Source organism: Aggregatibacter sp. oral taxon 458 str. W10330, assembly GCF_000466335.1.
In the GTDB taxonomy this organism is placed as follows: Bacteria; Pseudomonadota; Gammaproteobacteria; order Enterobacterales; family Pasteurellaceae; genus Aggregatibacter.
Map to the genome: position 1 here is coordinate 59,303 of NZ_KE952613.1, position 15,344 is coordinate 74,646.

Annotated in this window: 13 protein-coding genes; 11 read left to right on the forward strand and 2 right to left on the reverse strand. The window is 43.3% G+C overall.

From position 1 onward, the window contains the following. The first annotated feature begins 13 nt into the window (after positions 1–13). The 7 genes from yaaA (at position 14) to mdh (ending at position 6,557) form a co-directional block, all read left to right on the forward strand. A complete protein-coding gene (yaaA, locus tag HMPREF9065_RS03300) occupies positions 14–790 on the forward strand; it encodes a peroxide stress protein YaaA (RefSeq protein WP_021616416.1) in 777 nt (258 codons plus the stop codon). Positions 791–795: 5 nt separating this feature from the next. Continuing rightward, on the forward strand, positions 796–1,356 hold the full coding sequence (locus HMPREF9065_RS03295) for a hypothetical protein (protein ID WP_033002630.1): 561 nt from the start codon (positions 796–798) through the stop codon (positions 1,354–1,356). Then, on the forward strand, positions 1,356–2,276 hold the full coding sequence (locus HMPREF9065_RS03290) for a cation diffusion facilitator family transporter (protein WP_021616418.1): 921 nt from the start codon (positions 1,356–1,358) through the stop codon (positions 2,274–2,276). Before HMPREF9065_RS03295 ends, HMPREF9065_RS03290 begins: the two co-directional genes overlap by 1 nt. Positions 2,277–2,326: 50 nt before the next feature. Further along, positions 2,327–3,292 carry a 6-phosphofructokinase gene (gene pfkA / locus HMPREF9065_RS03285; RefSeq protein WP_021616419.1) on the forward strand — a complete coding sequence of 322 codons (966 nt, stop codon included), beginning with the start codon at positions 2,327–2,329 and terminating at the stop codon, positions 3,290–3,292. A 220-nt stretch (positions 3,293–3,512) separates the two neighbouring features. Continuing rightward, positions 3,513–4,130, forward strand: coding sequence for an outer membrane lipoprotein chaperone LolA (gene lolA, locus HMPREF9065_RS03280; protein ID WP_021616420.1), 618 nt, complete (start codon positions 3,513–3,515; stop codon positions 4,128–4,130). Positions 4,131–4,142: 12 nt separating this feature from the next. Next, entirely contained in the window at positions 4,143–5,480 is a 1,338-nt protein-coding gene (locus HMPREF9065_RS03275; RefSeq protein WP_021616421.1) for a replication-associated recombination protein A, read from the forward strand. 141 nt (positions 5,481–5,621) lie between these two features. After that, positions 5,622–6,557, forward strand: coding sequence for a malate dehydrogenase (mdh, locus tag HMPREF9065_RS03270; RefSeq protein ID WP_021616423.1), 936 nt, complete (start codon positions 5,622–5,624; stop codon positions 6,555–6,557). Positions 6,558–6,616: 59 nt separating this feature from the next. On the opposite strand, the gene fdhD is transcribed toward mdh, so the two are convergent. After that, positions 6,617–7,456, reverse strand: a complete 840-nt coding sequence (fdhD, locus tag HMPREF9065_RS03265) for a formate dehydrogenase accessory sulfurtransferase FdhD (protein WP_021616424.1) — start codon at positions 7,454–7,456, stop codon at positions 6,617–6,619. A gap of 242 nt (positions 7,457–7,698) precedes the next feature. Here fdhD and fdnG point away from each other — a divergent pair, with 242 nt between their 5' ends. Genes fdnG through HMPREF9065_RS03245 form a run of 3 tightly spaced genes read left to right on the forward strand, consistent with a single transcriptional unit; the run spans position 7,699 to position 12,425 of the window. Continuing rightward, positions 7,699–10,782 carry a formate dehydrogenase-N subunit alpha gene (gene fdnG / locus HMPREF9065_RS03255; protein WP_156901104.1) on the forward strand — a complete coding sequence of 1,028 codons (3,084 nt, stop codon included), beginning with the start codon at positions 7,699–7,701 and terminating at the stop codon, positions 10,780–10,782. A gap of 1 nt (position 10,783) precedes the next feature. Then, complete coding sequence (fdxH, locus tag HMPREF9065_RS03250; RefSeq protein ID WP_021616427.1) at positions 10,784–11,716, forward strand: formate dehydrogenase subunit beta; 933 nt, start codon at positions 10,784–10,786, stop codon at positions 11,714–11,716. After that, positions 11,709–12,425, forward strand: a complete 717-nt coding sequence (locus tag HMPREF9065_RS03245) for a formate dehydrogenase subunit gamma (protein WP_033002614.1) — start codon at positions 11,709–11,711, stop codon at positions 12,423–12,425. The genes fdxH and HMPREF9065_RS03245 overlap by 8 nt, the downstream gene beginning before the upstream one ends. Positions 12,426–12,520: 95 nt before the next feature. Here the strand turns inward: HMPREF9065_RS03245 and HMPREF9065_RS03240 are convergent, their stop codons facing one another. Continuing rightward, complete coding sequence (locus tag HMPREF9065_RS03240; RefSeq protein ID WP_021616429.1) at positions 12,521–13,453, reverse strand: Kdo(2)-lipid IV(A) acyltransferase; 933 nt, start codon at positions 13,451–13,453, stop codon at positions 12,521–12,523. 116 nt (positions 13,454–13,569) lie between these two features. On the opposite strand from HMPREF9065_RS03240, the gene hldE reads away from it, so the two are divergent. Next, positions 13,570–15,000, forward strand: a complete 1,431-nt coding sequence (gene hldE / locus HMPREF9065_RS03235) for a bifunctional D-glycero-beta-D-manno-heptose-7-phosphate kinase/D-glycero-beta-D-manno-heptose 1-phosphate adenylyltransferase HldE (RefSeq protein WP_021616430.1) — start codon at positions 13,570–13,572, stop codon at positions 14,998–15,000. Positions 15,001–15,344 lie beyond the last annotated feature (344 nt).

A 15,344-nucleotide genomic window follows, 5' to 3' on the forward strand; every position in this document is an offset into this window, starting at 1 on the left:
TACAGGATTGTTTATGTTAGCCATTATTTCACCTGCGAAGACATTAGATTTTGAAAGCGCAGTCCCTAAAAAACTCCCGCATTTTCAACCGCACTTTTTAACACAAAGCCAGCAACTGATTGATATTTGCCGTGAGCTGACACCGGCAGACATCGGCTCATTAATGTCAATCAGCGATAAACTCGCGGGACTTAACGCCGCCCGTTTTGCCGAATGGCAACAAAACCATAACGAAAACAATGCCAAAGCCGCGGTTTATGCGTTTAAAGGCGATGTTTACACCGGATTAGAGATTGAATCCCTCAACGAAGAAGACGTGTTATTTGCCCAGCAACACTTGCGTATTTTATCCGGTTTATATGGTTTATTAACGCCATTAGATTTAATCCAGCCATACCGTTTGGAAATGGGGACAAAACTCGCTAACCCGAAAGGCAAGGATTTATATGCGTTCTGGCAGGGCGTCATCACTCCGGTGTTACAACAAGCAATTGATGAACAAGGTGGCGTTTTAATTAATTTAGCCTCTGATGAATATTACAAATCGGTGCAAGAGCAACAATTAAAAGCGCAGATTATCAAACCGATCTTCTTAGATAACAAAAATGGGAAGTATAAAGTGATTAGCTTCTATGCTAAAAAGGCACGCGGCTTAATGTGTCGTTACCTCATTCAACATCGCATTAGCGAGGTAGAACAACTCAAAGAATTTGACTTTGGCGGCTACTGGTTTGACAGCGCCTCATCCACCAAAACGGAATTTGTCTTTAAACGGGATTTGGCGGAATAAACATGATGAAAAAAATACTTGTTATTTTAACCGCACTTTTTTTATCGGCCTGTGTCAGCCCACCGCAACTTAATGCGCCTGAAACGGTAGAGCACAACAAGAAAACCTATCACTTAGCCACGAAACAGGATCTGGAGTCGGTCGTTCGTTATTTTTATGTCTTACCTAACGAAAGCGCACAGCATTGGCAAAGTGCGGTGGAAATTTTGTTAGATCGTAATAAACAAAAACGCACTTTACAGGAACGTATTGACTGGCGTAAACGGATTTATACCAACACCGGGATAAAAAATTTCCACCTCTATGCTCAGGATAATACGCTTTATGCTTATGTGATTTATGAGCCTTCTGTAGAAAATAAAGATTGGCAAATTGATGTGGCGAAAGGTAAAGAGCTGCCGTTTTGTGGCTTTGTGCAATATCAATATTCATTAAAGATTCCTAAAAATCATAAGATGATGAATATGAACGGAAAACGAGTTATTAACCACCTGAAAAAATACGTGGTGGAAAAAGAAATGAAACAGTTAATGAAAGCCGATTGGCTGTTATCGTGTAAAGCTTAATGTCTGCTGTAGAATATTCCGCGCAAGTCAAAAAAGCGGCCAATTTTGCCATTATCACGGCGTTGATTTTGATTATTGCGAAAGGCATCGCTTGGTGGCAAACCGGTTCGGTGAGTATGTTAGCCTCGATTACCGATTCCATGTTGGATTTATTGGCTTCGTTCATGAACATGCTGATTTTGCGTTTCGCTTTAATGCCTGCGGATCATAATCACTCTTTTGGGCACGGTAAGGCGGAATCCCTGGCTTCTTTGGTGCAAAGTGCGTTTATTTCCGGTTCGGCGATTTTCTTGTTATTACAAGGCATTCATCGTTTTAATTCCCCGCAAACCTTGAACAATACAATACTGGGTATGTTGGTCACCGTATTTTCCATTTTTGCGACACTATTATTAGTGTGGTATCAAGGACGCGTAATTGAACAAACAGATAGCCCGGCAATTAAAGCGGATCGGTTGCATTATCAAACAGATTTGCTGATGAACTTTGCCATTTTGATTTCCTTAGGCTTAAGTGTGCACGGTATTTTATGGGCAGATGCAGTTTTTGCGATTTTAATCTCCCTTTATATTTTATTAAATGCAGCCAAAATGCTGTTTAGTTCAACACAGTTGTTGCTTGATCAAATGTTACCGCCGGAGGAAATTGAACAAATTCACGCCGTACTTAATCAAGAAATTGCTCAAGATTCAAGAATGCTCGGTTTCCATGCGCTACGAACCCGTCGTTCCGGTGCCATTCGTTTTATTCAATTTCACTTAGAATTAGCCGATGAACTGTCTTTTATTGAAGCCCATGATATCACCGAACATTTGGAACGTTGCCTATGTAAGGCATTTCCGCGCAGTGATATTGTGATTCATCCGGAACCCACATTTGTTGTGCAACAGGAAATGCAGTTAGATAAAAAAGTGATATAATTTATACAGTTTTTAACATTCATTCTTTTATATTTTAATAGGAATAACGCATGATCAAAAAAATTGCACTACTAACAAGCGGTGGAGACGCACCAGGTATGAACGCAGCAATTCGCGCGGTGGTTCGTGCCGGCTTGAATGAGGGGTTAGAAGTTTATGGTATCTATGACGGCTATTATGGCTTATACCATAACAATATTAAGCAATTAACCCGTTATAGCGTATCTGACATTATCAACCGCGGTGGTACCTGTTTAGGTTCTGCCCGCTTTCCGGAATTTAAAAATCCTGAGGTCCGCTCCAAATGTGCCGATATTTTACGTTCTCATGGGATTGACGCATTAGTCGTGATCGGTGGGGACGGTTCTTATATGGGCGCAAAACTGCTGACCGAAGAACACGGTTTCCCATGCGTTGGGATTCCGGGGACAATCGATAACGACGTTGCCGGCACCGACTATACCATCGGCTACCAAACTGCCTTACAAACGGCGGTTGAAGCGATCGACCGTTTACGCGATACCTCCAGTTCCCACCAACGTATTTCCATCGTAGAAATCATGGGGCGCCACTGTAGCGACTTGACGATCTCCGCAGGGATTGCCGGCGGTTGTGAATATATCGTGGCTTCCGAAGTGGAATTTAACCGTGAAGAACTGATTCGCCAAATTGAACGCAGTATCATTAAAGGTAAACGCCATGCGATTATTGCGATTACCGAGTTAATTTGTGATGTGAATGAGTTAGCAAAAGAAATTGAAGCACGCGTTCACCATGAAACCCGCGCCACCATTTTAGGCCATATCCAACGTGGCGGTTCGCCTTGTGCTTTCGACCGCATTCTCGGCTCCCGCATGGGCGTTTATGCGATTGATTTGTTGCTGCAAGGTAAAGGCGGTTATTGCGTTGGGATTCAAAATGAACAGCTGGTTCACCACGATATTATCGATGCGATCAATAATATGCGCCGTGAATTTAAAGCAGATTGGTTAAAAATGTTCAAACGTTTAGACTAAGCTCAATCGCGTATTTGAGAACGTCAAAGTGCGGTTAAAATTCATGGTGTTTTTTGACCGCACTTTTTATTTTATGTCAATCTGAATCTGTGTGAACGCACAAGAAATGCATTGCTGATTTTGCATTTCGTCAGGTGATCTAGCTATAATGCGCCACATGTAAAACCGCGTTGGCGGTAATTCCGTCTTCCTGACGCTTGTGTTAAAAAGGAATTATGTTATGAAAAAAATACGCCCAAAACTCACCGCACTTTCTCTTTTTGCGATGGCCTCTATGGCGTGGGCAAATGCCGATATTGAGTTACAAAATCGCTTAAATAAAGTGAGTGTATTGAGTGCGGATTTTGCCCAAACGGTGATGTCGGCAAACGGTAGCAACGTACAACAAGGTAATGGAAAATTACGAATCAAACGTCCGAATTTGTTCCGCATGGACACCAAATCGCCGCAAGAAACCCAAATTATTGCCGATGGGAAAACTCTTTGGTTTTATGACCCGTTTGTGGAACAAGTGACGGCCAATTGGGTAAAAGATGCGGTAAATAATACGCCGTTCGTGTTGCTCACCAGTAATGACAAAAGCCATTGGGCGCAATATACGGTGGAACAAAAAGATGACAGGTTCGTGTTAAAACCGAAAGCCAAAAACAGCAATATTAAGCAATTTGATATTCGTATCGATCCAAATGGCGTATTAAAAGGTTTTAGTACTATTGAGAAAGATGGACAGTCTAATCAATATATCTTGCGCAATATTACCAACCAAAATTTAGATGGCAGTTTGTTTAAATTCACCGTTCCAAAGGGCATAGAATTGGACGACCAACGCAAAAAATAAGCGAATTGAACCATGTCTAATTTTAGCTTTGATTTCAACGAAAATGACTTTCGCCCTTTAGCCGCCAGAATGCGCCCAACTACTTTGGCGCAATATTGCGGCCAGTCTCATTTGTTGGGCGAAGGTAAACCGTTGCGTAAAGCGATTGAGGCGGGCTATGTTCATTCCATGATTTTCTGGGGGCCGCCAGGCACCGGCAAGACCACGTTGGCGGAAATTATCGCGCAACGCATTCAGGCGGAAGTGGAGCGTATTTCCGCCGTCACTAGCGGCATTAAAGAAATTCGCGAAGCTATCGAAAAAGCGAAACAAAATAAATTGGCGGGTTTGCGCACCATTTTGTTTGTGGATGAAGTTCATCGTTTCAACAAAAGCCAGCAAGACGCGTTTCTGCCGCATATCGAAGACGGCACCATTATTTTTATCGGCGCCACCACCGAAAATCCTTCCTTTGAATTAAATAACGCACTGCTTTCCCGCGCACGGGTTTATATTCTAAAACCCCTTTCCACGCAGGAAATTGAGCGCGTGTTGCAACAAGCCATTGATGATCCGGAAAACGGCTTGGGCAAAGTGCGGTTAGATTTGCAGGCGAATTTGTTGTCGCTTTTGGCAGAATACGTCAACGGCGATGCACGCCTTGCATTGAACTGTTTGGAAATGATGGTGGACATGGCGGGCGAATCGAAAAACGGCAAAATTTTAGACCGCACTTTACTCACGGAAGTCTTAGGTGAACGCCAAGCGCGCTTCGACAAACAAGGCGACCGATTCTACGATTTCATTTCTGCGCTACATAAATCCATTCGCGGATCCGCACCGGATGCGGCACTCTATTGGTATGCTCGCATTATCACTGCCGGTGGTGATCCCCTTTATGTGGCACGCCGTTTATTAGCAATTGCCTCAGAAGATGTGGGCAATGCTGACCCGCGCGCAATGCAAGTCGCCCTTGCCGCTTGGGATTGTTTTACCCGCGTTGGTGCTGCTGAAGGTGAACGTGCTATTGCACAAGCCATCGTGTATTTAGCCGTTGCACCAAAAAGTAATGCGGTTTACCTCGCCTTCAAAGCTGCGAAAAAATTGGCGACTGAATCGGCTGATTTTGATGTGCCGGAACACCTACGAAACGCGCCAACCAATCTCATGAAAGACCTCGGTTTCGGTGCTGAATATCGCTATGCCCACGATGAACCCAACGCCTACGCTGCCGGTGAAAATTACTTCCCGCCAGAACTTAAAGACACGCAATTTTATTTTCCGACGACAAGAGGGATGGAAATTAAGATTAAGGAGAAGTTGGACTGGTTGCGGGAACAGGATGTGCGGAGTCAGCAAAAACGTTATTAAGCGGTTTTCCTTTTTGTATTCGCAGAAAAAATTTGAATTTGCTCACAGATTTGCATTTGCCCGTTTGAATTTAAAAATAGGGGAGCGTACAATTTTTACAAATTTTTAACTATCCATTTCTTACGACATGAGGAGAATGAAATGAAAGTTGCCGTTTTAGGTGCCGCAGGCGGTATCGGTCAAGCATTAGCATTATTGCTGAAATTACAGTTGCCGGCAGGTTCCGAGCTATCACTTTATGATATTGCACCGGTCACCCCGGGCGTTGCTGTGGATGTCAGCCACATTCCGACCGCGGTTAAAGTGGAAGGTTTTGCCGGTGAAGATCCGACACCAGCATTAAAAGGCGCGGATGTCGTGCTCATTTCTGCCGGCGTAGCACGTAAACCGGGCATGGATCGCTCGGATCTATTCAACATTAACGCAGGCATCGTACGCAACTTAATTGAGAAAGTCGCTGTTACTTGTCCAAAAGCGTGCATTGGGATCATTACCAACCCGGTAAATACGACTGTTGCGATTGCCGCGGAAGTCTTGAAAAAAGCCGGTGTTTATGACAAACGTAAATTATTCGGTGTTACCACACTTGATGTTCTTCGTTCTGAAACCTTTGTTGCCGAATTGAAAGGCTTAAATGTTTATCGTACAACCGTACCGGTGATTGGTGGACACTCCGGCGTAACCATCCTTCCTTTATTATCTCAAGTGCCATACGCTGAATGGAAAGAGGAAGAAATTGAGCCATTAACCAAACGTATTCAAAACGCCGGTACTGAAGTGGTGAATGCTAAAGCCGGTGGCGGTTCTGCAACCTTATCCATGGCTCAAGCGGCGGCACGTTTTGCCAATGCGGTAGTACGCGGATTACAAGGCGAAACAGTGGTTGAATGTAGCTATGTCGAAGGCGATGGTAAATATGCTCGCTTCTTTGCTCAACCGGTTCGTTTCGGTAAAGAAGGCGTAGAAGAAATTCTGCCAATTGGTAAACTCAGTGCGTTTGAACAACAAGCGTTAGACGCGATGTTGCCGACATTGCGTGCAGATATTGAATTAGGCGAAAAATTCGTGAATTCATAATTTGGTCAAAAACAAACATCCCCCAAGCTGAAAAGTGCGGGGGATTTTTTTGATAAATTTTATGCGCGAACAGAGGAGAGAAGGGGCAGTAATCTTTCTTTACCACTATAGATCGTTGCTCTACCTTCTCGGGCGAACCCAACAAGGGTTAGATTATATTGTTCCGCCATTTGTACAGCGAGGTCCGTTGCGGCAGAAATCGCAACAAGCATTTCAATGCCACATGACACGGTTTTTTGTACCATTTCATAACTGGCGCGGCTGGTGACAACGATAAACCCCTGTGGCTTGTCAGCTTTAGCGTGCCATCCCAATAATTTATCCAATGCCACATGGCGCCCGACATCTTCCCGAATGGCGAGTAGTTTGCCTTCTACGGAAAAAAATGCTGACGCATGCGTGGAGCCGGTTTGCTTGCCAAGTTCTTGAGCCTCATATAATTGTTGCAAGCACCCATCTAATTGGTTGGCATTTACCGTTAAAGTGCGGTCTAATTTTTTGATGTTTTTGTAAACCTGTTGGATTTGTTCTGCACCGCAAATGCCACAACCGGTGCGTCCGGTTAAGGTGCGACGGTGATCTTTCAATGCCACAAAGCAACGGGTCGCCAGTTCAATTCTGGCTTCCATACCGTTACACACTTCCTCGATATCAATGCCATAAATATCTGCCGGCTTGTCGATAATGCCTTCTGTGAGGGAAAAGCCCATGGCAAAATCCTCTAAATCTCGTGGTGAACACATCATGACGGTATGGGCGATGTCGTTATACACGAGAGCAACAGGCACTTCTTTCGCTAAGGTGTCCTGCCTTTCGGTGACGATGATGTCACTGTCTGATGTCGCCGAATTTGTTAAATTTTTGATAAAATTAATTGTTCTTTTTGTGATCCAACTCAATTTTTTTTGTCCTTTTAATTATTAGTGATTATAGATTTATGTTTGAAAAATAGGTATTCTAGCGCACGCTAACGAATAGATAGGTCGTATCTCTTGTTACGTTAGGTTTAGTCTCGGTGGCGTTTAATTGTAATACTATTTTAACAAAATCGATGACTAAGTTATCTACTCAAATGTGATTTATAACTATTAAACATTAAACAAAGATCAACAACAAGTTTTGTTGATTGTGGGGAGTATTTATGCAGATCTCAAGAAGAAAATTCTTCAAGGTCTGTGCTGGCGGTATGGCCGGAACATCCGTTGCGATGTTAGGTTTTGCACCGTCCACAGCCTTAGCTGCACCACGCGAATACAAACTATTGCGTGCGAAAGAATCGCGTCAAACCTGTACATATTGTGCCGTAAGCTGCGGTATGTTGATGTATAGTACAGGTATTCCATCTAATACATTAAGCGGCCATACCTCAACCAATACCCGCTCTAAATTGTTCCATATCGAAGGTGACCCTGATCATCCGGTCAGCCGTGGGGCATTATGTCCGAAGGGTGCCGGTGCATTAGACTATATCAATAGTGAAAGCCGTGCGTTATACCCTGAATATCGTGCACCTGGTTCCGATAAATGGGAACGCATTTCTTGGCAAGATGCAATTAAACGCATTGCCCGTCTAATGAAAGATGACCGTGATGCCAACTTCGTTGAAAAAGATGCGAGTGGCAAAACGGTTAACCGTTGGACAACCACAGGGATTATGACCGCCTCCGCCATGAGCAACGAGGCCGCACTACTGACTCATAAATGGGTGCGGATGTTGGGCATGGTGCCGATGTGTAACCAAGCGAATACTTGACACGGACCAACGGTAGCAAGTCTTGCTCCATCATTTGGTCGCGGTGCCATGACAAATAACTGGGTTGACATCAAAAATGCCAATCTTATTCTTGTTCAAGGGGGTAACCCTGCTGAAGCCCACCCTGTTGGCTTCCGTTGGGCAATTGAAGCGAAGAAAAACGGTGCGAAAATCATCGTGGTTGATCCACGCTTTAACCGTACGGCTTCTGTTGCTGACTTTCATGCACCAATTCGTTCCGGTTCTGATATTGCATTCTTAATGGGTGTGATCCGTTACTTATTGGAAACCAATCAAATTCAACACGAATACGTTAAACACTACACCAATGCGTCCTTCTTAGTGGATGAAGGTTTCAAATTTGAAGATGGTTTATTTGTGGGTTTCGATGAAGAAAAACACGCTTACGATAAATCTAAATGGAACTACCAATTCGACGAAAATGGCCATGCTAAACGTGATATGACCTTACAAGATCCACGCTGTGTGATTAATATCTTGAAAGATCACGTTTCTCGCTATACGCCGGAAATGGTTGAACGTATTACCGGTGTGAAACAAAAAACCTTCTTACAAATCTGTGAAGAAATTGGTAAAACCTCTGCACCGAATAAAACCATGACGCACTTATATGCGTTAGGCTTTACCGAGCACACAATCGGTACGCAAAATATTCGTTCTATGGCGATGATCCAATTGCTCCTAGGTAATATGGGTATGCCGGGTGGTGGTATTAATGCATTACGTGGACACTCCAACGTACAAGGTACAACGGATATGGGCTTATTGCCTATGTCTTTACCGGGTTATATGCGTTTACCAAACGACAAAGATACCTCTTATGAGCAGTATATCAATGCGATTACACCGAAAGATATCGTACCAAACCAAGTAAACTATTATCGTAATACCTCGAAATTCTTCGTGAGTATGATGAAAACGTTCTATGGTGATAAAGCCACCAAAGAAAACGGTTGGGGTTTCGATTTCTTGCCAAAAGCAGACCGCTTATACGACCCTATCACGAATGTTAAGTTAATGAATGATGGCAAGTTAAACGGTTGGATCTTACAAGGTTTCAACGTATTAAACTCATTACCGAATAAAAACAAAACCGTTGCCGGTATGAGCAAATTAAAATACTTAATCGTGATGGATCCGCTTCAAACTGAATCTTCTGAATTCTGGAAAAACTTTGGCGAATCAAATAACGTGAATTCTGCTGAAATCCAAACAGAAGTGTTCCGCTTGCCAACCACTTGTTTCGCGGAAGAAGACGGTTCTATCGTCAACTCCGGTCGTTGGGCGCAATGGCACGAGAAATCTTGTGACCAACCGGGCGAAGCATTACCAGATGCAGATATTCTTTCGATGATTCGTGAAGAAATGCACGAGCTCTATAAGAAAGAAGGCGGTCGCGGTATTGAATCTTTTGAAGCCATGACATGGAATTATGGTATTCCTCATTCACCAAGTGCGGAAGAATTAGCCAAAGAATTAAATGGTTATGCACTTGAAGATCTGTATGATGCTAACGGCAATTTAATGTACAAAAAAGGTCAATTACTCAGTGGCTTTGCACACTTGCGTGATGACGGTACAACCTCTGCGGGTAACTGGTTATATACCGGTCAGTGGACAGAAAAAGGTAACCAAACTGCAAACCGTGATAACTCTGACCCATCCGGTTTAGGCTGTACTTTAGGCTGGGGCTTTGCATGGCCGGCAAACCGCCGCGTTCTTTATAACCGTGCTTCATTGGATATTAACGGTAATCCTTGGGATAAACACCGTCAATTAATTAAATGGAATGGTAAAAACTGGAACTGGTTTGATGTCGCCGACTATGGCACACAACCACCAGGTTCCGACACCGGTCCATTTATTATGTCCGCAGAAGGTGTAGGGCGTTTATTTGCGGTAGATAAAATTGCAAATGGTCCAATGCCTGAGCATTATGAACCGATCGAAAGTCCGATTGATACGAACCCATTGCACCCGAAAGTGGTCTCTGATCCGACTGTTCGTATTTATAAAGAAGACCGTGAATTTATCGGCTCAAATAAAGATTTCCCATATGTGGCAACCACTTATCGTTTAACCGAGCATTTCCACAGTTGGACGGCACAATCTGCGTTAAATATCATTGCACAACCACAACAATTTGTGGAAATCGGTGAAAAATTGGCGGCAGAAAAAGGCATCCAAAAAGGTGATATGGTGAAAATTACTTCTCGCCGTGGCTATATTAAAGCTGTTGCAGTAGTAACGAAACGTTTGAAAGATTTAGAAATCGATGGACGTACCGTACACCATGTAGGCCTTCCAATTCACTGGAATATGAAAGCCTTAAATGGTAAAGGTAACCGTGGATTCTCTACTAATACCTTAACACCATCTTGGGGTGAGGCAATCACGCAAACACCGGAATACAAAACATTCTTGGTAAATATCGAAAAGGCGGAGGCATAATATGGCAGGAACTGCTCAAGGCGTTCAAACGCAAGATATTATTAAGATCTCCGCAACGTCCGGTTTAACGCCGGCACCGCGTGCGCGTGATCATAAAGTTGAAGTGGCAAAACTCATTGACGTAACAACCTGTATTGGTTGTAAAGCTTGTCAAGTGGGTTGTTCAGAATGGAATGATATTCGTTCTGACGTTAATGCACAATGTGTGGGGATCTACGATAACCCGGTAGATCTCAATGCAAAAGCATGGACAGTGATGCGCTTTAACGAAGTAGAAGAAAACGATCGTTTAGAATGGTTAATTCGTAAAGATGGCTGTATGCACTGCCAAGAGCCGGGCTGCTTAAAAGCCTGTCCGGCACCGGGTGCAATTATCCAATATGCAAACGGTATTGTGGATTTCCAATCTGATAAATGTATTGGTTGTGGTTACTGTATCGCAGGCTGTCCGTTCAACATTCCACGTATGAATCCGGAAGACAATCGTGTGTACAAATGTACCCTTTGTGTTGACCGTGTTTCTGTGGGACAAGAACCGGCTTGTGTGAAAACCTGTCCGACCGGTGCAATTCGTTTCGGCTCTAAAGAAGAAATGAAAGTCTATGCGGAAAAACGCATCGCTGATCTTAAAGCGCGTGGCTATGAAAATGCCGGTCTTTACGATCCGGAAGGCGTGGGTGGCACACACGTGATGTATGTGTTACATCATGCGGATAAACCTGAATTGTATTCTGGTCTTCCGAAAGATCCGCAAATCGACCCAAGTATTACTTTATGGAAAGATATCTTGAAACCGGTTGCTGCGGTTGCCATGGGCGGTTTAGCCTTGGCTGAAATTGGTCACTACTTAACGGTGGGTCCAAACGTAGAAGAAGATGTGGAAGATCATCACCATGAATTTGAAGAAGCAGACAAAGGAGGCAAAGATGAGTAAGATTGAGATTAGCAATGATACTCGAATCATTCGTCATAGAACGCCTGCGCGTTTAAGTCACTGGCTACTTGTTATCTGCTTCTTTATGACGATGTTCACCGGTGTGGCATTTTTCTTCCCAGACTTTGCGTGGCTAACTGAGATTTTAGGGACACCGCAATTAGCTCGGGCAATCCACCCGTTCACCGGTATCTTAATGTTCTTTGCCTTTATTTATCTTGGCTATCTTTACTGGGATCATAATATTCCGGAGAAGAACGATATTCGTTGGGCAAAAGGGATGTTGGAAGTCTTAAAGGGAAATGAGCACGCTGTTGCGGATAACGGCAAGTATAACCTGGGTCAAAAAATGTTATTCTGGACATTAAATTTGGCAATGGTAACCTTGCTTGTGACCGGCATTATTATGTGGCGTCAATATTTCTCGCATTATTTCTCTATCCCAGTATTGAGAATTGCGATTCTTCTTCACTCTGCGAGTGCATTCATGTTGTTCACCGGTATCTTAGTGCATATGTATATGGCATTTTGGGTGAAAGGTTCCATTCGTGGCATTGTTGAGGGTTGGGTAACTGTTCGCTGGGCGAAAAAACACCACCCGAAATGGTATCGTGAAGAAGTGCTTTCTAAACTTGAAGAAGACCTGAAAAATGAAGCTGAAGGTAAGCAAGTGAAAGCCAAAGCATTGTTCAAAGGCATTAATGGCTAACTAGAACAGACATAAATCAACACATAAAACAAAGTGCGGTTAAAAAACAAAATGGATTTTAACCGCACTTTTTTTATGAGAAATATTGTTAAAGTTTATTCACTATAGAGGTTTTCTTCATTCGGTTGTGTCTTAAAACGACGATGTAACCACATATATTGTTCAACCCCCTTCATAATCTCTTTCTCAATCACTTGATTCATTCTTGCTGCAATTTCAGTTTCATCATGCAAATCAGAAAAATCCACCGGCGGAGAGATGGTGACCGTATAGCCGGAATTATCTGCGTTTCTAAGCGGTGCGAAAGGAATCACTTTACTGTTTGGAGAAGACTTTAATAAGTAATAACTGCCGGTTGTTGTTGCAGCGTGAGGAACTGCAAAGAACGGCACGAAAACGGCATTTTTTCTACCATAGTCGTGGTCCGGTGCATACCAAATAATATCGCCATTTCGTATCGCCTTAATCATGCCACGGAGATCTTTACGATCCAGCATCGATTTATTGGAACGTAGTCGCCCTTGTGTTTGAAGCCAATCAAATAATGGATTGTCATTAGGGCGATAAACGCCAATGCCCGGTTGATGGATACCGACAATACGAGCACCTAGTTCCAGCGTTAAAAAATGCACGCCGACGAAAATGATACCGTCTGCCAAATTGTCTTTTAAATAGCCAAGCCCTTCAATTTTAGACCATTTTTTTATACGACGATCAGACCAAAACCACGCCATACCTGTTTCAATAATCGCCATTCCGGTGGCACGTAGGTTGGCTTGTAAAATCTGATGAATGTGTTGTTCAGACCAGTCAGGAAAGCAAAGTTCCAGATTGCGTTTCGCGATCTTAGCGCGTCGCTTGCCCACACCGGTTTTAGCAAAGAGCCAACCTAATCCATTGCCAATTTTGCATAAAATAGGGTAGGGCAGAAGTAGAATTAAGCGGAAAATGCCGAGTGCGAGCCAAAAGCCCCAGTGTTTGGGGTGGAGAAATTCAATTTTAAACGTTGGAAGAACTGATTTTGCCATAAGGATTACAGGGTGACTTCAATAGGTTTTTAGTTTAACGGAATTTTGGGGAAATAGCATTTTTGCTGTGGTAATATTAGCGAAATTTTTATTTCAATCAGTTAAGAGAAAATCAAATGGCTCAATATTCTGCACAATTTAATCAGGCAAAAGTTTTGGTATTAGGCGATGTGATGTTGGATCGCTATTGGTTTGGTGCGACCAATCGAATTTCGCCGGAAGCACCGGTGCCGGTGGTACGCGTTCAGAAACATGAAGAGCGTGCAGGCGGTGCAGCAAACGTGGCGATGAACATTGCGTCATTAAATGTGCCGGTACAGTTACTTGGTTTGACCGGTCAGGATGAGGCTGGGGCAGCATTGAGGGCATTATTGCAACAACAAAAAATCGATTGTAACTTTGTCCAATTATCCACCCATCCAACGATTACCAAGTTACGTATTTTATCCCGTCATCAACAGCTTTTACGTCTTGATTTTGAAGAAGATTTTCAAAATGTAACCAGTGAAGCGTTATTACAAAAATTAGAAAGTGCGGTCAAAAATTACGGTGCTTTAGTGCTTTCAGATTACGGCAAAGGCACCTTAAATGATGTACAAAAAATGATTCAAATTGCGCGCAATGCCAATGTGCCGGTATTGATCGATCCAAAAGGGACTGATTTTGAACGTTATCGGGGAGCCACCTTGCTTACGCCGAATATGTCGGAATTTGAAGCTGTCGTGGGGAAATGTCATTCCGAACAAGAGATTATCGACAAGGGGCTGAAACTCATTTCAGACATCAATCTCACCGCACTTTTGGTGACTCGTTCTGAAAAAGGCATGACCTTATTGCGTCCAAATCAACCGGCATTTCATTTGCCGACAGAGGCTAAAGAAGTCTTTGATGTGACAGGGGCGGGTGATACGGTGATCAGTGTGCTTGCAATCGCGTTAGCGGATGGCCGTAGTTTTGAAGAGGCTTGTTATTTATCCAATGTGGCCGCCGGTATTGTGGTGGGTAAATTGGGCACATCAACCGTTTCAACTATCGAGTTGGAAAATGCGATTCATGGGCGAACTACCACCGGTTTTGGTGTGATGACCGAGGCTGAATTGAAACAAGCCGTTAAATTGGCAAAAGATCGTGGTGAAAAAATCGTGATGACAAACGGGTGTTTTGATATTTTGCATCCTGGTCACGTGTCTTATTTAGAAAATGCCCGTAAGCTAGGCGACCGTTTAATTGTGGCTGTGAATACGGATGAATCGGTAAAACGCTTAAAAGGGGAAGAACGACCAATTAATCCTTTAGCGTCGAGAATGGCAGTGCTTGCCGGTCTTTCTTCTGTGGATTGGCTGGTTGCCTTTGATGAAGATACGCCCCAACGTTTAATTGGAGAAGTCTTGCCTGATTTATTGGTGAAAGGCGGCGATTATAGACCGGAAGACATTGCCGGTAGTCAAGAAGTCTGGGCAAACGGTGGCGAGGTGAAAGTGCTGAATTTTGAAAATGGTTTTTCCACATCGAACGTGATCAAGAAAATTAAGCATTTGGAAAAATAACACAAACAAAAAAGCGTAATTTACAATCTGCACCCCAAAAGTCGGAGTCACTTCCAACGAATTAAGGTGCAGATTTTTTTATTTAACCCCTCGTAGCGTGCAACTTGTTGCACGAATAATTAACCTCGATGTGTAATTCACGATTTCATGCGTAGCGTGCATCTTGATGCACGACCAAATTACGCACGGAACGTTATTTAACTCTTTCGGGCATTCATGATTTCGTGCAACAAGTTGCACGCTACGATTCACTAAAATAGTGATATGAAAATAAACACGGTTACCGGTTTTTACAAGCCTCTTGAGGGGCGTATAGACCCTTATAGGGGAGCCTAAAAACCGCA

Excerpts from the sequence above, each read along its gene's own strand:
- yaaA (WP_021616416.1), top strand. The coding sequence starts at position 14 with ATGTTAGCCATTATTTCACCTGCGAAGACATTAGATTTTGAAAGCGCA.
- HMPREF9065_RS03295 (WP_033002630.1), top strand. The coding sequence starts at position 796 with ATGAAAAAAATACTTGTTATTTTAACCGCACTTTTTTTATCGGCCTGT.
- HMPREF9065_RS03290 (WP_021616418.1), top strand. The coding sequence starts at position 1,356 with ATGTCTGCTGTAGAATATTCCGCGCAAGTCAAAAAAGCGGCCAATTTT.
- pfkA (WP_021616419.1), top strand. The coding sequence starts at position 2,327 with ATGATCAAAAAAATTGCACTACTAACAAGCGGTGGAGACGCACCAGGT.
- lolA (WP_021616420.1), top strand. The coding sequence starts at position 3,513 with ATGAAAAAAATACGCCCAAAACTCACCGCACTTTCTCTTTTTGCGATG.
- HMPREF9065_RS03275 (WP_021616421.1), top strand. The coding sequence starts at position 4,143 with ATGTCTAATTTTAGCTTTGATTTCAACGAAAATGACTTTCGCCCTTTA.
- mdh (WP_021616423.1), top strand. The coding sequence starts at position 5,622 with ATGAAAGTTGCCGTTTTAGGTGCCGCAGGCGGTATCGGTCAAGCATTA.
- fdxH (WP_021616427.1), top strand. The coding sequence starts at position 10,784 with ATGGCAGGAACTGCTCAAGGCGTTCAAACGCAAGATATTATTAAGATC.
- HMPREF9065_RS03245 (WP_033002614.1), top strand. The coding sequence starts at position 11,709 with ATGAGTAAGATTGAGATTAGCAATGATACTCGAATCATTCGTCATAGA.
- HMPREF9065_RS03240 (WP_021616429.1), bottom strand. The coding sequence starts at position 13,453 with ATGGCAAAATCAGTTCTTCCAACGTTTAAAATTGAATTTCTCCACCCC.
- hldE (WP_021616430.1), top strand. The coding sequence starts at position 13,570 with ATGGCTCAATATTCTGCACAATTTAATCAGGCAAAAGTTTTGGTATTA.